This is a genomic window from Nocardioides sp. AX2bis (assembly GCF_902506435.1).
In the GTDB taxonomy this organism is placed as follows: domain Bacteria; phylum Actinomycetota; class Actinomycetes; order Propionibacteriales; family Nocardioidaceae; genus Nocardioides.
Genome location: NZ_LR733215.1, coordinates 3725403 through 3744396, shown reverse-complemented (window position 1 = coordinate 3744396; position 18994 = coordinate 3725403). Strand labels below are relative to the sequence as shown.

18 protein-coding genes and 1 pseudogene are annotated in these 18994 nt (G+C 74.2%); 11 read left to right on the top strand and 8 right to left on the bottom strand.

The window, feature by feature from the left end; all coding sequences use genetic code 11:
* Positions 1-27: 27 nt before the first annotated feature.
* Positions 28-636: an amino acid-binding protein gene (locus tag GV155_RS18030; protein WP_201300234.1), complete on the top strand. Its 609-nt coding sequence runs from the start codon at positions 28-30 to the stop codon at positions 634-636.
* 120 nt (positions 637-756) lie between these two features.
* On the opposite strand, the gene GV155_RS18025 is transcribed toward GV155_RS18030, so the two are convergent.
* Positions 757-1200, bottom strand: a complete 444-nt coding sequence (locus tag GV155_RS18025; RefSeq protein WP_160010206.1) for a nitroreductase family deazaflavin-dependent oxidoreductase — start codon at positions 1198-1200, stop codon at positions 757-759.
* 60 nt (positions 1201-1260) lie between these two features.
* Between GV155_RS18025 and GV155_RS18020 the strand changes: the two genes are divergently transcribed.
* The 6 genes and pseudogenes from GV155_RS18020 (at position 1261) to GV155_RS21055 (ending at position 6062) form a co-directional block, all read left to right on the top strand.
* Positions 1261-2178 carry a 1,4-dihydroxy-2-naphthoyl-CoA synthase gene (locus tag GV155_RS18020; protein WP_160010204.1) on the top strand — a complete coding sequence of 306 codons (918 nt, stop codon included), beginning with the start codon at positions 1261-1263 and terminating at the stop codon, positions 2176-2178.
* A 4-nt stretch (positions 2179-2182) separates the two neighbouring features.
* Complete coding sequence (locus GV155_RS18015; protein ID WP_201300233.1) at positions 2183-3556, top strand: NAD(P)/FAD-dependent oxidoreductase; 1374 nt, start codon at positions 2183-2185, stop codon at positions 3554-3556.
* 126 nt (positions 3557-3682) lie between these two features.
* Positions 3683-4681 (top strand): dihydroxyacetone kinase subunit DhaK, encoded by a 999-nt coding sequence (gene dhaK / locus GV155_RS18010; protein ID WP_160011601.1) that lies wholly within the window; start codon positions 3683-3685, stop codon positions 4679-4681.
* 3 nt (positions 4682-4684) lie between these two features.
* Positions 4685-5323 (top strand): dihydroxyacetone kinase subunit DhaL, encoded by a 639-nt coding sequence (gene dhaL / locus GV155_RS18005; RefSeq protein WP_160010202.1) that lies wholly within the window; start codon positions 4685-4687, stop codon positions 5321-5323.
* Positions 5324-5333: 10 nt separating this feature from the next.
* Positions 5334-5726 (top strand): annotated as a pseudogene (gene dhaM, locus GV155_RS21060) (dihydroxyacetone kinase phosphoryl donor subunit DhaM); the annotation flags it as partial.
* 57 nt (positions 5727-5783) lie between these two features.
* Positions 5784-6062 carry an HPr family phosphocarrier protein gene (locus GV155_RS21055; RefSeq protein ID WP_328820826.1) on the top strand — a complete coding sequence of 93 codons (279 nt, stop codon included), beginning with the start codon at positions 5784-5786 and terminating at the stop codon, positions 6060-6062.
* Positions 6063-6082: 20 nt separating this feature from the next.
* Here the strand turns inward: GV155_RS21055 and GV155_RS17995 are convergent, their stop codons facing one another.
* Complete coding sequence (locus GV155_RS17995) at positions 6083-6961, bottom strand: NAD(+)/NADH kinase (protein WP_160010200.1); 879 nt, start codon at positions 6959-6961, stop codon at positions 6083-6085.
* Positions 6958-7965 (bottom strand): SPFH domain-containing protein, encoded by a 1008-nt coding sequence (locus GV155_RS17990; RefSeq protein WP_160010198.1) that lies wholly within the window; start codon positions 7963-7965, stop codon positions 6958-6960. The genes GV155_RS17995 and GV155_RS17990 overlap by 4 nt, the downstream gene beginning before the upstream one ends.
* A 91-nt stretch (positions 7966-8056) precedes the next feature.
* On the opposite strand from GV155_RS17990, the gene GV155_RS17985 reads away from it, so the two are divergent.
* Positions 8057-8755 carry an NUDIX hydrolase gene (locus GV155_RS17985; RefSeq protein ID WP_160010196.1) on the top strand — a complete coding sequence of 233 codons (699 nt, stop codon included), beginning with the start codon at positions 8057-8059 and terminating at the stop codon, positions 8753-8755.
* Positions 8756-8795: 40 nt separating this feature from the next.
* Positions 8796-9335: a hypothetical protein gene (locus GV155_RS17980; RefSeq protein ID WP_160010194.1), complete on the top strand. Its 540-nt coding sequence runs from the start codon at positions 8796-8798 to the stop codon at positions 9333-9335.
* Positions 9336-9362: 27 nt separating this feature from the next.
* On the opposite strand, the gene GV155_RS17975 is transcribed toward GV155_RS17980, so the two are convergent.
* Positions 9363-9692 carry an antibiotic biosynthesis monooxygenase family protein gene (locus GV155_RS17975; RefSeq protein ID WP_160010192.1) on the bottom strand — a complete coding sequence of 110 codons (330 nt, stop codon included), beginning with the start codon at positions 9690-9692 and terminating at the stop codon, positions 9363-9365.
* A 157-nt stretch (positions 9693-9849) separates the two neighbouring features.
* On the opposite strand from GV155_RS17975, the gene GV155_RS17970 reads away from it, so the two are divergent.
* Positions 9850-10473, top strand: coding sequence for a DUF4333 domain-containing protein (locus GV155_RS17970; RefSeq protein WP_160010190.1), 624 nt, complete (start codon positions 9850-9852; stop codon positions 10471-10473).
* 36 nt (positions 10474-10509) lie between these two features.
* Entirely contained in the window at positions 10510-11196 is a 687-nt protein-coding gene (locus GV155_RS17965) for an NAD-dependent deacylase (RefSeq protein WP_236554409.1), read from the top strand.
* Between the two features lies 1 nt (position 11197).
* Here the strand turns inward: GV155_RS17965 and GV155_RS17960 are convergent, their stop codons facing one another.
* Genes GV155_RS17960 through glgX form a run of 4 tightly spaced genes read right to left on the bottom strand, consistent with a single transcriptional unit; the run spans position 11198 to position 18870 of the window.
* Positions 11198-12301 carry a hypothetical protein gene (locus GV155_RS17960; RefSeq protein WP_201300231.1) on the bottom strand — a complete coding sequence of 368 codons (1104 nt, stop codon included), beginning with the start codon at positions 12299-12301 and terminating at the stop codon, positions 11198-11200.
* A 32-nt stretch (positions 12302-12333) separates the two neighbouring features.
* A complete protein-coding gene (gene treZ / locus GV155_RS17955; RefSeq protein WP_160010188.1) occupies positions 12334-14151 on the bottom strand; it encodes a malto-oligosyltrehalose trehalohydrolase in 1818 nt (605 codons plus the stop codon).
* Positions 14151-16619 (bottom strand): malto-oligosyltrehalose synthase, encoded by a 2469-nt coding sequence (gene treY / locus GV155_RS17950; RefSeq protein ID WP_160010186.1) that lies wholly within the window; start codon positions 16617-16619, stop codon positions 14151-14153. The genes treZ and treY overlap by 1 nt, the downstream gene beginning before the upstream one ends.
* Before the next feature lies 1 nt (position 16620).
* On the bottom strand, positions 16621-18870 hold the full coding sequence (glgX, locus tag GV155_RS17945; protein ID WP_160010184.1) for a glycogen debranching protein GlgX: 2250 nt from the start codon (positions 18868-18870) through the stop codon (positions 16621-16623).
* Positions 18871-18994 lie beyond the last annotated feature (124 nt).

Genomic DNA, 18994 nt, shown 5'->3' with positions numbered 1-18994 from the left:
CAACGCGGGCCCGTTAGGGTGCCGCGCGTGCCCTACCTGATGCGTGTCGAGCTGCCCGACGTCCCAGGGTCGTTGGGTCGCCTGGCGACCGCGATCGGTGAGGCCGGCGGGGACATCGGGGCCATCGAGATCGTCGAGAAGCGCCACGACGGCCGCGCGGTCGACGACGTGCTGCTCGAGATGGCGCCCGGTTCGATGCCCGACTCGGTGGTCTCGGTCTGCAGCGACCTCGAGGGCGTCGAGGTGATCTGGATCAGCCACTACGCCCCCGGCGGCAACCTGTTCCTCGACCTCGAGGCCGTCGAGCAGCTCAGCGAGGACCCCCCGCGGGCCCGCGACGCGCTGATCGACGTCCTGCCCGGCACCTTCCGCGCCGACTGGGCGATGCGCCTGCACCGCTCCCGTGGCGTCCAGCACCGCACCGGCGCGGCCCCCGACCACTTCGGCTTCGTCGAGCTCGAGCGGTCCGGCCGGCTCGAGATCCCCGGCGACGAGGACACCCTCTACGCCGCCGCCCGCCTCGACGGCAACGAGATCGTGGTCATCGCCCGCCGCGGCGGCCCCGAGTTCCTGGACTCCGAGGTCGCCCGCCTCGGCCACCTCGCCGGCCTCGCGGTGACGATCAGCACCGCCTGACCCGGCGGGCCCGGAAGTCCCCGGTCGGCCGGGGACTTCCGAACTTGTCGGCCTTTGCAAAGCCCGACAAGCTCGAAACTCGCCCGTCGACTGGGGCTGCTGGGGCAGCAGGGGTGCGCGTCAGACGCGCTCGAGCACGAACACCGGGATCTCCCGGTCGGTCTTCTCCTGGTACTCCAGGTACGGCGGGTAGACCGCCGCGGCGCGCTCCCACCAGGCCGCGCGCTCCTCGCCCTCGACGATCCGGGCGCGGTACGTGTGGGGCTCGGGGCCGTCCTGCAGGTCGACCTCCGGGTGGGCCACGAAGTTGTGGAACCACGTCGGGTGCTCCGGCGCGCCGCCCTTCGAGGCCACGGCGGCGTACGCCCCCTCGTGCTCGACCCGCATCACCGGGTTCTTGCGCAGCCGGCCGGACCTCGCGCCGCGCGAGGTGATCACCACGATCGGCCAGTCGGGGTGGTCGGGCAGCGTGTTCGCCTCCCGGCCGCCGGTGGCCTCGTAGGTGGCGACCTGGTCGCGCACCCACTTCTCCGGACTCGGCTCGTACTCGCCCTCGAGTGTCATGCCCCCTCCAACGTCCCGACCGGCCCCGGTGTTCCGTACGTCACCGACTAGCGTGCCGCCATGAGCGCGATCGAGGGAGTGTCCGGGATCTTCGACCCCGAGGCCTGGCAGGAGGTCCCCGGGTTCGAGGACCTCACCGACCTGACCTACCACCGGGCCCGCGCGCACGGCACCGTACGGATCGCCTTCGACCGTCCCGACATCCTCAACGCCTTTCGGCCGCACACCGTCGACGAGCTGCTGCGCGTGCTCGAGCACGCGCGGACGGCCAGCGACGTGGGGTGCGTGCTGCTGACCGGCAACGGTCCCAGCGAGAAGAACGGCAAGTGGTCCTTCTGCACCGGCGGCGACCAGCGCATCCGCGGCCGCGCCGGCTACCAGTACGCCGAGGGCGAGACCGCCGAGACCGTCGACAAGGCCCGCCTCGGGCGGCTCCACATCCTCGAGTGCCAGCGGCTGATCCGCTTCATGCCCAAGGTCGTCATCGCCGTCGTCCCCGGCTGGGCCGCCGGCGGCGGGCACAGCCTGCACGTCGTCTGCGACCTGACCCTGGCCAGCGCCGAGGAGGCGCGGTTCAAGCAGACCGACGCCGACGTCGGGTCCTTCGACGGCGGGTTCGGCTCGGCCTACCTCGCCCGGCAGGTCGGGCAGAAGCGGGCGCGCGAGATCTTCTTCCTCGGCCAGACCTACACCGCCGCCGAGGGCGTCGAGATGGGCACCGTCAACAAGGCGGTCCCGCACGCCGAGCTCGAGGCCACCGCCCTGGAGTGGGGCCGGCTGGTCAACGGCAAGTCGCCCACCGCCCAGCGGATGCTGAAGTACTCCTTCAACCTGATCGACGACGGCCTGGTCGGCCAGCAGCTCTTCGCCGGCGAGACCACCCGCCTGGCCTACATGACCGACGAGGCGCAGGAGGGTCGCGACCAGTTCCTGGAGAAGCGCGAGCCGGACTGGTCGGACTACCCCTGGTACTACTGATCCGGTGCCGCTGCGCAACGGCGAGGTGTCGCACTGGATGCGGCGGCACCCGGGGGACGTGCCGCTGGCCGAGGTGCCGGCCACGGCTGACCTCGTGGTGGTCGGGGGCGGCCTCACGGGGCTCTGGACCGCCTACTACGCCGTGCGTCGCGACCCCGGCACGCGCGTGGTCGTGCTGGAGGCCGAGCAGGTCGGGTACGGCGCCTCGGGACGCAACGGCGGCTGGATGTCGCCGCTCCTGCCCGGCAACCGCGCGGTGTACGCCCGCCGCGCCGGCGCCCCGGCCGTCGTCGCCTTCCAGCGGGCGATGACGGACACCGTCGAGGAGTGCCTCGCCGTCATGGAGCGCGAGGGCATCGAGGCCGACCAGGTGCGTGGGGGTCAGCTCTCGGTGGCCCGCACCGAGGCCGGGGTCGCGCGCCTGCGTGACGTGCGGGAGGGGCACCTGCGGTACGGGTTCCGCGAGGAGGAGGTGCGGCTGCTCGACGGGCCCGCGGTCCGCGCGCGCCTCGCGGTCGACGGCGCGCGGGGTGGTCTGCTCCTGCCGGTGACCACCCGGATCGACCCCGCCGCGCTGGTCCGGGGACTGGCCCGGGTGCTGCGCGAGCGCGGCGTGACCATCTGCGAGCAGGCCCGCGTGACCTCGCTCTCCTCCGGCACGGTCGTCTCCAGCAGGGGGTCGGTACGCACGAACCACACGGCGGTCTGCGCCGAGGCCTACACCCCCGCGCTCCTCGGCGGGCGTGACGTGGTGCCCGTGAGCTCGGCCATCGTGGTCACCGAGCCGCTGCCCCAGGCCACCTGGCAGCAGATCGGCTGGGAGGCGCGGGAGTGCCTGGGCGACGCGGCGCACACCTTCGTCTACTGCCAGCGCACCGCCGACGACCGGATCCTGGTCGGTGGCCGCGGCACGCCGTACGCCTTCGGGTCGGGGCTGCCCGGCGACGGCGAGGTCGACGCCCGCACGCTGGCGGCCCTCGAGAGGAGGTTGCACTCCTTCTTCCCCGGGCACGACCTGCCGCTCGCCCACGCCTGGCGCGGGGTCATCGGCGTCACCCGCGACTGGTGCGCCGGCGTCCTGCACGACCCCGCGACCCGCACCGGCGTCGCGCGGGGGTTCGCCGGCCACGGCGTCACCGCCACCAACCTCGCCGCGCGCACCCTGCTGGATCGGCTGCACGGCCGGCGCACGGCCCTGACCGCGCTGCCCTGGAACGACCACGACTCCGGGCGCTGGGAGCCCGAGCCGCTGCGGTGGCTCGGCATCCACGGGGCGTACCGCCTGTTCGCGGCCGCCGACCGGTGGGAGGAGGCCCGCGGCTCGCGCCGTACCTCGCTCCTCGCCCGGGCCGGCTCCCGCATGGCCGGCCTCGAGTAGGCCCGGGGGGCACGAGGCCGTCGAGGGGCCTGTCGCCTCTTGACGTGCCGAGCGCCGGCGGCCAACAGTGGATCACCTGGTGCCGGCGCCGCCGCACCGTGCCCCACCATGCTGAGGGAGCCCGTCGTGAAGAAGCTCATCAACGATCCCGCCGACGTCCTGGCCGAGTCCCTGCGCGGGGTCGAGGCGGCGCATCCGGAGCTGCGGGTGGACCACGAGCACCGGATCGTCTACCGGGCCCGGGCGAAGTCCGACGGGAAGGTCGCGCTGATCTCCGGTGGCGGCTCGGGGCACGAGCCGCTGCACGGCGGGTTCGTCGGACCGGGCATGCTCGACGCCGCGTGCGCGGGCGAGGTCTTCACCTCGCCCACGCCCGACCAGATGGTCGAGGCGACCACGGTCGTGGACCGCGGCGCAGGCGTGCTGCACATCGTGAAGAACTACACCGGCGACGTCATGAACTTCGAGATGGCCGGCGAGATGGCCGCGGCCGACGGCGGCGTCGACGTCCGTACGGTCGTCACCCGCGACGACGTCGCGGTGGAGGACTCCACCTACACCGCCGGTCGCCGCGGCGTCGGTGTCACCGTGCTGCTGGAGAAGATCGTGGGAGCAGCCGCCGAGGAGGGCCAGGACCTCGACGCCGTCGAGAGCCTGGCGCAGCGGGTGAGCGACGGGGGCCGGTCCATGGGGATCGCGCTGACCAGCTGCACGGTGCCGTCCGCAGGCAGGCCCACCTTCGACCTCCCGGAGGACGAGATCGAGGTCGGTGTCGGGATCCACGGGGAGCCCGGACGCCACCGCGAGGCGCTGACGGGTGCCTCCGAGATCGCCCGGCAGCTGGTCGACCCGGTGCTCGCGGACCACGACTTCACCACCGGCCCCACCATCGCCCTGCTCAACGGCATGGGCGGCACGCCCCTCATCGAGCTCTACCTGATGTACGGCGAGGTGACCCGGCTGCTCGCGAGCGCCGGCGTCGAGGTCGCCCGGTGCCTGGTGGGCAACTACATCACCTCCCTCGACATGGCGGGCGCCTCGCTCACCCTGCTGGCCGCCGACGAGGAGATGGTGCGCCTCTGGGACGCCCCGGTGAGCACCCCGGGCCTGCGGTGGGGGGCCTGAGAGATGACGCAGTCGCTGACGCAGGCGCAGCTCGTGGCCTGGTTGGGCGCCTTCCGCGACGCGGTGCACGAGCACCGCGCCCACCTCACCGAGCTGGACGCCGCCATCGGTGACGCCGACCACGGCACGAACCTGACCCGGGGGATGGACGCGGTGATGGCGCTCGTGGACTCCGACGACGTCCCGGACACCGCAGCGAGCCTGCTCAAGGCCGTGGGGATGAAGCTGGTCAGCACCGTGGGCGGTGCGAGCGGCCCGCTCTACGGCACCTTCTTCCTCCGTGCCGCCGCCGCGGCCGGGGACGCCGAGACCCTCGACGCCGAGGCCGTCCTCGGGATGCTCCGGGCGGGAGTCGAGGGCCTCGCGTCCCGGGGCAAGGCCAGCGTGGGCGACAAGACCATGGTCGACGCCCTGGCCCCGGCGGTCCAGGCGCTCGCCGACGCGGTGGGTCGGGGCGACGGCCTGCCGGCCGGCCTCCGCGCGGCCGCCGTCGCGGCGGCGGAGGGGCGCGAGGCCACCACGCCGCTGGAGGCCCGCAAGGGGCGGGCGAGCTACCTGGGGGAGCGCAGCACGGGCCACACCGACCCCGGCGCCGCCTCCGCCACGATGCTGGTCGAGGCCCTCGCGGACGCCGTCGCGTGACGGGGTCGCCGTGATCGGCATCGTGGTCGTCTCCCACAGCCGCGCCCTGGCCGACGCGGTGGTCGAGCTGGCGACCCAGATGACCGCCGACGACGGCCCCACGGTCGCGGTCGCCGCCGGGGCCGACGGCGGCCTCGGCACCGACGCCACGGCGGTGGCGGAGGCGCTGGTGGAGGCGGCGAGCCCCGACGGCGTGCTCGTGCTGATGGACCTCGGCTCGGCGGTGATGAGCGCCGAGCTGGCGATCGAGCTCGCCGACCTCGGCGGGACCGAGGTGCGGCTGAGCCCGGCGCCCCTGGTCGAGGGCCTGGTCGCGGCCGTCGTCCGTGCCGCGGGTGGTGCCGACCTCGCCACGGTGGCGCGGGAGGCGGAGGCCGCGCTGACGCCGAAGCAGAGCGCCCTCGGCGAGCCCGCGGCAGCAGCGGGACCGCCCGGCGAGGACGGTCCCGGACCCCCGGAGGTGTCGGTCACGCTCACCCTGGTCAACCCCTCCGGGCTGCACGCCCGTCCGGCGGCCCGCCTGGCCACCGTGCTCGGCCGGCTCGACGCGGAGGTCGTGGTCGCCGCGAACGGCAGGGAGGCCGACGGCGCCAGCTCGCTGGAGCTGCTCACGCTCGGCACCGGGCAGGGGACCGGGATCACGGTCTCGGCCACCGGTCCCGACGCACAGCGGGCGGTTGACGCCGCCCGGGTGCTGGTCGAGGAGGGGTTCGGGGAGCTCGACGCCGGGACGGGCTGACCGCTCCCGTCCGGGCCCGCTCAGGACACCAGCCGCAGCGCCGTCGCCGCCCTCCCGACCCGTACCGTCTGCCCCCAGCCCAGCGTCAGCGCGTCGGCCTCGACCCCGTCGCCGAAGGCGACCAGGCGGTCCGAGGTGACGGTGAGCGCCAGCTCCGTGCCGGCCAGCTCGCCCTCGGTCAGCGACGTCCCGGTCGCCGGCGACGGCCAGGCCTCGCGGACGAACCACACCAGCCGGGGCTCGCCCGGGGCCGGCATCGGCAGCCGGCTGCCCCGCTCCCGCGCCACCGACGCGCACCACCCCGTCGCCCCGGTCCCGGTGGCGACGATGACCCCGGACGACGCCTGTGCCTCCACACCCGCGGCGGGCGGGCGGAGCTCGTACCGCGCGGTCTGGTGCGTGGGGTGCCCGACGAAGACCTCGTTCAGGGCGAGCAGCCGCTGCCCGTCGTCCAGCGAGGCCTGCACCATCGTGCGCTCCGTGACGTGCCCGGTGCCGTGCAGCAGCTCGCCGAGGTCGCGGGCCGCGTGGGTGACCAGGACGCCGGCGTTGCGGCCAGGCTCGGGGTCGATCCCGATCACCGGCTGGCCGTCGAGGTACTTCGCGACGTTGGCGACCAGCCCGTCCTGCCCGACGACCACGACGACGTCCTCGGGTGCGAAGAGGAAGCGCGAGACGTCCTCCCGCTCGACGCTCCCGCGCCGCCACTCGACGGGGACCGCCGCGACCGCGGCGGCCACCGCCTCCTGGGTCAGCCGGTGCCGGTCCTCGAGCTCGGCGAGGTCACGGCCCCGCGAGCCCAGGAAGAACGCGGCCTGGCCGCGGGTGCCGTGGGTGGCGACCAGCTCGTCGAGCTCCGTGCGCCGGTGCACGACGACGACACGCGGCTGCAGGCTCATGCCGTCGTCCTCCCCGCGCCCAGCTGGGCCAGCGCGGTGCTGACGAGGTCGGGGCTCAGCACCAGGGTCTCGATCCGGGGCAGGTTGGCCGCGAGCTCGCGGACGGCGAGGCTGAGCAGCACCGCGTCGCCGACCCCGTCGTACGCCGCGACTCTTGCGGCCTCCGCCTCGCCCTGGGCGGCGCCGGCGAGCCGGGTGCTGGCCGCGCCGGCCTCGGCCGTCAGGACGGTACGGCGGGCCGCGGCCTCGGCGGCGACCGAGCCGGCCGCCGCGGCCTCCTCGGCCTCGCGGCGGGCGTTGTTCCCGCGCTGGGTGACCAGCTGCTCCTCGCGGCGGGCCAGCTCGATCTGCGTCTGGAGCTCGTTCTCCCCGATCGCCCGCTCGCGCTCGACGGCGACCGCCCGGCGCTCGAAGGTGGCCCGGTCGGCCTGCTGCTGGACCTGCTCGCGGGTGGGGGTCCGCAGCGCCTTCTCGACCTCGGGCTCGGGTCGCACCGCGACGACGCGGACGCCGACGACGCTGATCCCGGTCTGGACGAGGCGCTCGTCGCCGGCCAGTCCCTCGGCGACCGCCGCGCGCAGCGGGCCGACGCCCCAGGCCAGGGCGGTCGGCAGGTCGGCGGTGGCCAGCAGGTCGATCGCGTACTGCTGGGCCGACTCGGTCAGCATCCCCGCGACCTGGTCCAACGGGGTGCTGCGCCACTGCCCGGTGTCGGGCCCGATCGAGAAGTCGATGCGGCCGGCGGCCGTGGTCGGGTCGGTGACGCGGTAGGTCACCGTCGCCTGGACGGTGACGTCCTGGAAGTCGCTGGTGCGGGCGTGGAAGAGCAGCGGCAGCTCCCGGTCGTCGACCGGGACCTCGTTGAGCACGGCGCCCAGCGGGCGGAACCAGAACGAGGCGCCCACGCCGGCGCGGACGGTCCGGCCGTTGCGTACCTGCTCGACGTGGCTGGTGCTGGACCCCCGCAGGTGACGGACCAGCGGGTAGCGGGCGATGTCGGCCATCGGTCTTCCTCTCGATCGGTTGATGTCATGATGACGATAAGCCGGTCGACCGCTAATCGTCAAGATGACACGAAGGAGGTAGGGTCAGCTCATGAGCGAGTACCCGACCGTGGCGGTCACCGTCGACCTGGTCGTGCTGACGGTGCGCGAGGACCGGTTGCAGGTGCTGACGGTCCGCCGCGGCGAGGAGCCGTACCGCGGTCGCTGGGCGCTGCCGGGTGGCTTCCTGCGCCCCGACGAGGACCTGCCGGCCGCCGCCGGGCGCGAGCTGGAGGAGGAGACCGGCGTGACCTCCGGGCAGGTGCACCTCGAGCAGCTGGGTTCGTACGGCGCGCCCGACCGCGACCCGCGGATGCGGACCGTCACGGTGGCCTACATCGCGCTGGCCGCGGACCTGCCGGTCCCGGTCGCCGGGACGGACGCCGCCGACGCCCGGTGGCAGCCGGTCGCCGACCTCGTCGGCCGGACCGCGGGGGGCCGGGGCGCGCTGGCCTTCGACCACCACCAGGTCCTGCGCGACGGGGTCGAGCGGGCCCGGGCCAAGCTCGAGTACACCCCGCTCGCGGCCGCGTTCTGCGGCCGTGAGTTCACCGTCGGCGACCTGCGCCGCGTCTACGAGGTGGTCTGGGACCGGCCGCTGGACCCGCGCAACTTCCACCGCAAGGTCACCGGGACGGCGGGGTTCCTGGAGGCGACCGACCGGACGACCGCGCGCGACGGGGGTCGTCCGGCGCGGCTCTACCGGACGGGCCCGGCGACCTCGCTGCACCCGCCGCTGCTGCGCGGCTGAACCCGTCCCGCGGGGACCCGGTGCCGGGGAGGATGACGCCGTGACCACCGCGCCCTGGACCTCCGCCCAGCACGAGCTCTGCCGGCAGGTGGAGGAGCGCGCCCCCGCGGCCGGCTACACCCTGGCCCGGTGCGAGGACGGCTTCGACCTGGACCGCGACCTCACCGCGCTCACCCGGGCGACCGAGGTGCGGGGGTCCGGTCGGGGCGCCGGACGCACCTCCGACCGGTCGCTGCGCCACGAGGTCCGGTTCGCGCCCGACGACGTCTACTCCGTGACCGACGTGGACCAGCAGACCCGGCGCGGTCCCGGCCGCGTGAGCCGCAGCAGTCGCCGCGGGCGGCAGACGGGGACGTCGGTGAGCGCGACGTACGTCTGGCGCGACGGCCGCTTCCGGCGCACCGGAGGGCACCGCGTCGACCTCGCCGCCGGGCGGAAACTGGTCGAGGAGGTCGCCGCCGGGCTGCCGCTCACCCAGCGGCGGGGCACGGCCGAGCGGGTCGGGATCGCCGGCGCGGTGCTCGCCCTGGTGGCCCTGGTCGTCGTGGGCGTGGTGATGGCCCTGCTGCTCCTGCTCTGAGCCGGGCGCAGGGCCCGCGACGCGCGGTCAGCGCGGGGTCGAGCCGCCCGCGGTCTCGTACGACCAGACCTCGCTGTGGGTCGAGACGGGCTTGGGGGCCTCGCCGCCCGCGCGCTCGACGGCCGAGCGGTGGCCGTCGGCGAAGCTCTGCGAGCCCACCCAGGCGTCGAACGCCTCCTGGTCGCGCCAGCGGGTGAGGACCAGCCACTGGTCGCGGTCGTCGGTGGGCTTGAGCAGCTCGAAGCCCTCGAACCCGTCGGCGCCGTCGACGGCCCCGGCGCGGGCCGCGAAGCGGTGAGCGAGCTCGTCGCCGGAGCCGGCGGGCACGGTGATGGCGTTGATCTTGATGACGGACATGACCCCAGCCTGCCAGGACCGCGGGAGCCGGCGTACGGCGTCCCGACCTGTCCGCAAGCGTCATCTCGAGGCGCCGCGAGCGTCATCTCGGCTGTCCGCGAGCGTCATCTCGGCGTTTCGGGGGGGCGGGGGTCCGCCGCGTGCGATTCTGCGTCTCGTGACCACGTCCCCGCGCGCCGCCGCGACGACCGCCCGCCTCGTCCGTCCGGCCCGCCTCGTCCGTCCGGCCCGCCTCGTCCGTCCGGCCCGCCTCGTCCGTCCGGCCCGGTTGGCCCGGCTGGCCGGGCTGGCCCTCCTGCTCCCCGTCGCCGCGTGCTCGGGCAGCGTCTCGGTGGGCTCGTCGACCCCCGAGATCGACCAGGCGGCGCTGGAGGAGGACGTGCTGGGCAGCATCAGCGGGGAGGGCGCCGAGCAGGTCGAGGTGACCTGCGAGGGACCGCTGGTCGCCGAGGTCGGCGCGACCCAGGACTGCGCGGCCGTCTTCACCGGCGACGGCAGCCGCACCGGCATCCGCCCGACGGTCACCGCGGTCGAGGGAGAGGCCGTCGACTACGACTCGGTGATCTTCATCGACGGCCCGTCCGTCGCCGACACGATCGGCCGGCAGCTGCGCGCGCAGGCGATCCGCTTCGGGTCGGTCGAGTGCGGCGAGCTCCCGGGCGAGCCGGACGCCACCGGCGAGTGCACCCTGGTCGCCCGGGACGGCACCGAGACCCCGCTGACGATCACGGTCACCGAGGTGAACGGGCTGCGGATCGGGTTCGAGTACGCCGAGGCCTGAGTCCCCCCGGGCCGGCACGGCCTAGGATCGTCGATCGTGAAGGTCGTCGTGCTGACCGGTGCCGGCATCTCCGCCGAGAGCGGGGTGCCGACGTTCCGCGACGCCGACGGGCTCTGGGAGGGCCACCGCGTCGAGGACGTCGCCACGCCCGAGGCCTTCGACGCCGCTCCGTCGGTGGTCCAGGCGTTCTACGACGCCCGCCGCGCCGCGCTCACCACCGTCGACCCCAACCCGGCGCACGACGCCCTGGCCCGGCTCGGGGAGGTCCTCGGCGACGAGCTGCTGCTGGTCACCCAGAACATCGACGACCTGCACGAGCGCGCCGGCTCGCCCACGGTCCTGCACATGCACGGCGAGCTGCTGGCCGCCTGGTGCACCGCCTGCGGGCACCGCGTCCGCTGGGCCGGCACCCTCGGCGACCAGCCGCCCTGCCCGGGCTGCGGCGCCCCGGCGCTGCGGCCCGACGTCGTCTGGTTCGGCGAGGTCCCCTACGAGATGGACCGGATCGTCGACGCGCTCGTCGACGCCGACCTCTTCGTCTCGGTCGGCACCTCCGGCGCGGTCTACCCGGCGGCCGGGTTCGTCCAGCAGGCCCGGGCGTACGGCGCGCGCACCCTCGAGCTGAACCTGCAGCCGAGCGAGGGCAGCCGGTGGTTCCACGAGTCCCGCCAGGGCCCCGCCGGACTGCTCGTCCCGGCGTGGGTCGACTCCCTGCTCGGCTAGCTCAGCCGGCCGGGGCGGGGGAGGGCGTACGCCGCTCCTCCTGCTCCTGGCGCCAGCCCTGCACGGGCTGCCAGCGGTCGTGGAGCATGCTCAGCAGGCTGACCATGACCAGGAAGAACAGCATCGAGGACCCGTCGATCCCACCGCCGTCGATGCGCAGCAGCCACTCGGCCACGACCACCAGCACGATGTTGGTCGCCATCCGGGCCGCGAACTCCCAGCCCATCGAGCTGATCGTGCGGCGGGCGCGCGAGGAGGCCAGGGTGAGCGCGGTGTTGACCACGACCACGGCGCCGATGCCGAGGAATACGTTGACGCTGGAGGTGCTGACGCCCGGCAGCATCTGGCCGAAGATCACGGTCAGCAGCCCGATCATCACCACCTTCTCCACCGTCACCCAGCTGCGCAGCGCGCCCCTGGTGGCCCGCCAGGCGGCCTGCTCCTCGGGGTCGTCGATCGCCGTCGGCAGCGGCTCGGCACGCAGCGTCCAGCCCTCCCGGGTCGGGGGACCGAGCCGGGGCAGCAGGGCGTACCGGACGAGGCCGGCGACGGCGAGCAGGACGGCCAGCAGCAGCGGCGGCGCCCAGGCCTGCTCGGTGAGCAGGTCGGTCAGGTCGAGCTGCGCGACGTGGATCCAGTACTCCTGCGGCAGCTTGACCACGACCCAGATCGCGGCGGCGACGGCGATCCAGGTCGACAGCACGAAGGCCATCGGCGACCAGCGCGAGCGCAGCGCCTCGTAGGCGATGAAGAAGTACTCGAAGGTGTTCGGGAAGAGCAGCAGCAGCACCCGCGCGCCGGTCAGCTCGAAGGCGACCACCCCGACCAGGCGGTAGAAGAACAGCGCCTGCCCGACGCGGAAGGCGCCGAGGTTCGACCAGTTCCGCATCATCGCCAGGTAGGCGATGGTCAGGTAGAAGACGTCCATCGCCTTGTCGTAGGACTGGTAGCCCGGCGGGTCGTGGCCGAAGGCCTGGAAGATCGTCTGGTCGACGCCGTCCAGCACCAGGCAGGCCACGATGGCCGGCAGCGGGTAGCGCGGGATCAGCAGCGGCAGGAAGAAGCGCCCCGCCACCACCGCGCCGAAGACCAGCATCGTCGCCACGTCAGCCTCCCGGCGCGTTTCCCTCCCGGCCGCTAGGCCAGGTCCACCAGTGCCCCCACGTGCGGGGGCACCCGCAGCGTGGTCCCGGTCAGCTCGACACCGGCAGGGCCTTCGAAGAGTACGCCGCCGGCGCCGACCGCGCCCACCTCGACGAGCGCCTCGGCGTCGCTGGTGTTGACCACCAGCAGCGACCCGGCCGGGTTCCCGAGCGCGGCCCGGCCGCCGGTCGGGGTGCGGCGCAGCGTGAAGACGCCGGTGGCCTCGTCGGCGGTCGCCTCGACGGAGGCGAAGGACGGGTCGGTGAGCTCGGGGCGCTCGCGGCGCAGCCGGGCCAGGGCGCGGTACGCCTCCAGCACCACCGCGTGCCGCCCGGACCCGAGCTCGTCCCAGTCGAGCGTCGAGCGTCGGAACGTCTCCGGGTCCTGCGGGTCCGGCACCAGGGCGGGGTCCCAGCCCATCTCGGCGAACTCCCGGGTGCGGCCCTCGGCCGTCGCCCTGCCCAGCGCGGGGTCGGTGTGGCTGGTGAAGAACTGGAACGGCGCGCTCGCCGCCCACTCCTCGCCCTGGAACAGCATCGGCGTGAACGGTCCGGCCAGGGTCAGCAGCGCCGCGCAGACCAGCTGGTCGTCGTCGAGCCGCTCCGAGATCCGGTCGCCCGCGGCGCGGTTGCCGACCTGGTCGTGGTTGCTGCTGCAGACCACGAGACGCCAGGTCGGCATGTGGTCGGTGTCGACCGGACGGCCGTGGTCGGCCTTGCGGAAGGAGGAGAACGTGCCGTCGTGGAAGAAGCCCTTCTCGCAGACCTTCGCCAGCGCCGTGAGCGGCGCGAAGTCGGCGTAGTAGCCGCTCGTCTCGCCGGTCAGCGCGACGTGCACGGCGTGGTGGTAGTCGTCGCTCCACTGGGCGTCGAGGCCGTGCCCGCCGCCCTCGCGGGGGGTGACCATCCGGGTGTCGTTGAGGTCGGACTCCGCGATCAGCGTCAGCGGCCGCCCGAGGTGGGCCGAGAGGGCCGCGACCTCGGTGGCCATCTCCTCCAGCAGGTGCACCGCGGAGGAGTCCGCCAGGGCGTGCACGGCGTCGAGGCGCAGGGCGTCGACGTGGTGGTCGACGAACCACATCCGGACGTTGTCCAGGATGTAGCGGCGCACCTCCTCGGACCCGGCGCCGTCGAGGTTGACGGTGTCGCCCCAGGTGTTGGCGCCGGTGCCGAGGTAGGGCCCGAACACCGGCAGGTAGTTGCCGCCGGGGCCGAGGTGGTTGTAGACGACGTCCTGCACCACGCCGAGGCCGGCGGCGTGGCAGCCGTCGACGAAGCGCTGGTAGGCCTCCGGACCCCCGTAGGTCTCGTCCACCGCGAACCAGCCGACGCCGTCGTAGCCCCAGTTGTGGGTGCCGTCGAAGGCATTGACCGGGAGCAGCTCGACGAGGTCGACGCCGATCGAGCGCAGGTGGTCCAGGCGGCCCAGGGCCGCGTCGAGGGTGCCCTCGGGCGTGAAGGTGCCGACGTGCAGCTCGTAGACGACCGCGCCGGCGAGCTGCCGCCCGGTCCAGGCCTGGTCGGTCCAAGGGAAGGTCGAGGGGTCGTAGGAGCGGGACAGCGCGTGCACGCCGTCGGGCTGCCGGCGCGAGCGCGGGTCCGGCCGGGGCTCGTCGGAGTCGTCGACCAGGAAGCCGTAGTCGACGTCCGCCGCGTCCGCGGGGACGTCCTCCACCGGGGACCACCAGTCGTCGTCGCCACGGGCCATGTCGAGCGTGCGGGCCCCGGCGTCGGCACCGAGCCGGAGCCGCAGCCGCGACGCGGTCGGGGCCCAGACGTCGTACGGGCCGTGCGCGGGGGTGGTGCTCGTCATCAGCCCTCCCGGACCAGCAGGGCGACCGGGTAGGTCGCGAGGATCTCGCCCAGGTCGTCGCCGACCTCGCGGTCGGTCAGCACGTCACGCCAGCGGGCGCCGTCACCGGCCCCGGGCAGGTCGAGCCGGGTGCCGTCCCAGCCGCCGCGGGCGGCCAGGCCGACCGGGAGCCGGGTGGCCACGGCGACGACGCCGCCGCGGTCCAGGGCGACCACGTGGTCGGCCGCCGGGCCGGTGGCGGCGACCGGGGCGTAGGTGGTGAACAGCTCCGGGCGGTCGCGGCGCAGGCGCAGCGTGGCCGCGACCAGGCGCAGCTTGGCCATCCCGTCGTCGTCGGGCGAGCCGACGAGGGCGGAGTCCTCGGGCAGCGCGGCCAGGGCCCGGGTCCGCATCGCGAAGTCGACCGGGCGCCGGTTGTCGGGGTCGACCAGGCTCTGCTCCCACAGCTCGCTGCCCTGGTAGACGTCGGGCACGCCGGGCACGGTCAGGGTGAGCAGCTTGGCCGACAGGGCGTTGCTCCAGCCGGGGCCCGCGAGGCGCTCGACGAGGTCGGTGACGACCTCGCGCACCTCGGGACGGTCGAGCACGGCGTCGACGGCGGCGTGCACCGCGTCCTCGTACGCCTGGTCCGGCGCGGTCCAGGTGGTGCGGTCGCCGGCCTCGCGCATTGCCTTCTCGGCGTAGCCGTGCAGGCGCTCACGCAGGTCGCCGGGCAGGGACCGGTCGGGGGCGGCGGCCGGCCAGGCGCCGACGACGGCCTGCCAGAGCAGGTTGGCGAAGCCGGGGTCGGGCAGCGGGACCAGGTCGAGCAGGCGGGCCAGGGCGGCCTCCCACTCCTCGGGCACCTCGGCGAGCACGGAGATCCGGGCCCGGGTGTCCTCGCCGCGCTTGGTGTCGTGGGTCGAGCCCGCGGTCATCGCGTCGGGACGCTCGGCCTGCCGGCGCGCCATGTGGTCGTGGAAGCCGGCGACGTCGAGGGCGAAGACGCTGGGGTCGCCGCCGACCTCGGTCAGCGAGGTCAGCGGGGACCAGCGGTAGAACGCGCAGTCCTCGACGCCCTTGGCCATCACCATGCCGCTGGTCTGCTGCAGCCGGCGGGTGGCGTCCAGGGCCGGGTCGCCGAGCGGTCCGGCGAGCACGTCGAGGGTGGCCGCCAGGTCGGGGCGGTGCTCGCGGGCGTCGCCCAGGGCCGCGTCGAGGTGCTCGCGGCCGGCGTCGGGGTCCTCGGGGCGCAGGTAGGAGCGGTAGACCCCGAAGCAGGCGAGCACCTCGGCCACCGCGTCGACCGCGGCGTCGTCGCCGACGGTGTCGAGCACCTCGGGCCGCTCGCGGCGCAGGTCGCGCACGATCCGGCGGACCTCGCTGTGCAGGATCGTGTCGGCCACGGTGCGCTTGGTGCCGTGCACCAGCGCGTGCCAGGTGGCCGCGCCGTCGTCGCCGGCGGAGTCGCGGCCGCGCAGCCGCGCGTCGAGCGCGGTCAGGGGGACCTCGCCGGCCGGGTCAACCAGGACGCGGTCGACGTGGGCCATCGCGTCGTACCCGGTGGTGCCGGCGGTGGCCCAGTCGGTGGGCAGCTCCTCGCCGGGCTCGAGGATCTTCTCGACCAGGACGTAGGCGCCGCCGGTGATGCCGGCCAGGTCGTCGAGGTAGCCGCGCGGGTCGCGCAGGCCGTCGGGGTGGTCGACGCGCAGACCGTCGACGAGGCCCTCGTCGAACCAGCGTCGGATCTCCTGGTGGCTCTCGTCGCGCACCGCCGGCAGCTCGACCCGGATCCCGGCGAGGGTGTTCACGGCGAAGAAGCGGCGGTAGTTCAGGCCGGCGTCGGCCACCCGCCAGTTCACCAGCTGGTAGGCCTGCCGGGCGTGCACCTCGTCGGGGTCGTCGCCGGGCTGGGCGGTGCCGGGCCCGACCGGGAGCACGTGGTCGTGGTAGCGCAGGGTCAGCTGGCCGAGGTCGCCGGCGACCAGGGCGAGGTTGCCCACGCGGGCCCCGGGCGTGCCGGGGGCGGGTGCGTCGGCGGGGTGCGCCGCGTCGAAGGCCTGGTCGTCGTCGCCGACGACCGGGACCCGGATCCGGCCGTCGCCGGCGTCCCAGTCGACGTCGAACGCCGGGGCGTACGCCGACTCGCGCCCGTGGGTGAGCAGGTCCCACCACCAGCCGTTCTGCACCGGCGTCGCCACGCCGACGTGGTTGGGCACCACGTCGACCAGCACGCCCATGCCCAGCTCGCGCGCCCGGGCGGAGACCGCGGCCAGGCCGGCGGTGCCGCCGCGCGCGGGGTCGACGTGGTCGTGGGCGACCACGTCGTAGCCGTGGTCGCTGCCGGGCTCGGCGGCCAGGACCGGGGACAGGTAGACCCAGTCGGCGCCGAGGTCGTGCAGGTAGCCGAGCAGGTCGGCGACCTCGAGCAGGTCCTGGTCGGCACTGACCTGGACGCGGTAGGTCGACGCGGGCACGCGGGTGGTCATGTCAGGCGTCCTGTCCCTGCTGGTCCTGGGCGGCCTCGGGCGCCTGCGTCGAGGCGTACGCCGCGATCGAGGCGTCCACGGTGTCGTCGGGGGCGGCCTCGGGCTGCTCCCACTCCTGGAGCACCAGCACGCTGCGCGAGCAGACCGTGACGGTGTCGCCGGCGGCGAGGGGCTCGCGCTCGGCGGCGGTGCCGTTGGTGTCGATCACGGCGTGCCAGCGGGTCGCGTACTCCTCGGGCGGGAGCGTGAGCTCGACGTCCTCGTGGTGGGCGTTGAAGTAGAGCAGGAAGTGGTCGTCCTCGATGACCTGGCCGCGGGCGTCGCGGCCGCGGATGCCGTGGCCGTTGAGGTACATCCCGAGCGTGCGGCCGTCGCCGTCCCAGGCGTCGTCGGGCATCGGCTCGCCGTCGGGGCCGAGCCAGACGATGTCGTTGAGGCGCTCGCCGGTCGGGTCGTCCGGGTCGGTGCGCACGGTCGTGCCGGTGAAGAAGCGCTTGCGGCGGAAGGTCGGGTGCTCGGCGCGCAGGCGGGCGACGGCGGCGGTGAACTCGACCAGCGGCTTGTCGAGACGGTCCCAGTGCATCCAGGCGATCTCGGAGTCCTGGGCGTAGGTGTTGTTGTTGCCGCCCTGGCTGCGCCCGGCCTCGTCGCCGTGCAGCAGCATCGGCACGCCCTGGCTGAGCATCAGCGTGGTGATGAAGTTGCGCTGGGCGCGGGCCCGCAGGCGCAGCACGTCCTCGTCGTCGGTGGGGCCCTCGACGCCGTGGTTCCACGAACGGTTGTGGCTCTCGCCGTCGTTGTTGTCCTCGCCGTTGGCGTCGTTGTGCTTCTCGTTGTAGGACACGAGGTCGCGCAGCGTGAAGCCGTCGTGGGCGGTGACGAAGTTGATCGAGGCGAACGGGCGTCGCCCGGACTGCTCGTAGAGGTCCGAGGAGCCGGAGAGCCGGCTGGCGAACTCGCCGAGGCTGGGCTCGCCGCGCCAGAAGTCGCGCACGGTGTCGCGGTAGGCGCCGTTCCACTCCGACCACTGCGGGGGGAACCCGCCGACCTGGTAGCCGCCGGGGCCGACGTCCCAGGGCTCGGCGATCAGCTTGACCTGGGACACGACCGGGTCCTGCTGGACGAGCTCGAAGAAGGTGGCGAGGCGGTCGACCTCGTAGAACTCGCGGGCCAGGGTGGAGGCGAGGTCGAAGCGGAAGCCGTCGACGTGCATCTCGGTGACCCAGTAGCGCAGCGAGTCCATCAGCAGCTGCAGGGAGTGCGGGTGGCGCACGTTGAGGCTGTTGCCGGTCCCGGTGTAGTCCATGTAGAACTTCTCGTCGTCCTCGACGAGGCGGTAGTAGGCCTGGTTGTCGATGCCGCGGAAGCTCAGCGTCGGGCCCATGTGGTTGCCCTCGGCGGTGTGGTTGTAGACCACGTCGAGGATGACCTCGATGCCGGCGGCGTGCATGGCCTTGACCATGGCCTTGAACTCCTGCACCTGCTGGCCGCGGCCGAGCTCGTCGCGCGCCGAGGACGAGTAGTCGGCGTGCGGGGCCAGGAAGGCCAGGGTGTTGTAGCCCCAGTAGTTGCGCAGGCCCTGGTCGAGCAGGGTGCTGTCCTGGACGAACTGGTGCACCGGCATCAGCTCGAGCGCGGTGATGCCGAGCTTGGTGAGGTGCTCGGTGACCGCGGGGTGCGCGAGCCCGGCGTAGGTCCCGCGGAGCTCCTCGGGGATCTCGGGGTGCAGCTGGGTGAGGCCCTTGACGTGGCCCTCGTAGACGACGGTGTCGTTGTAGGCGATGCCCGGGGCGCGGTCGCCCTCCCAGTCGAAGAACGGGTTGATCACGACGCCGAGGGTCATGTGGGCGGCGGAGTCCTCGTCGTTGCGGGAGTCCTCGTCGCCGAAGGTGTAGGAGAACAGGCTCTGGTCCCAGTCGATCTCGCCGTGGGTCGCCTTGGCGTACGGGTCGAGCAGCAGCTTGTTCGGGTTGCAGCGCAGCCCCTGCGCGGGGTCCCAGGGACCGTGGACGCGGTAGCCGTAGCGCTGGCCGGGCTGGATCGTGGGCAGGTAGGCGTGCCACACGTGGGCGTCGACCTCGGTCAGCTCGACGCGGGTCTCGACCAGGGCGCCGTCGCCGTCGCCGCCGTCGCCGTCGGTGAACAGGCACAGCTCGACCCGGTCCGCGACCTCGCTGAACAGGGCGAAGTTGGTGCCGCTCCCGTCGAAGGTGGCCCCGAGGGGGTAGGCGTGTCCGGGCCAGGTCTCCATGTGACGTCCTTCAGCTGTGCGACCCGCGAGGACCCGCGGTTGGATCGATCAAACCACAGTGCTGGAGGGCCCACTCCCACCCCTGGGTGGCTTCCTGGGCGCGCGTGCCCGGTCCTGCGCGGCC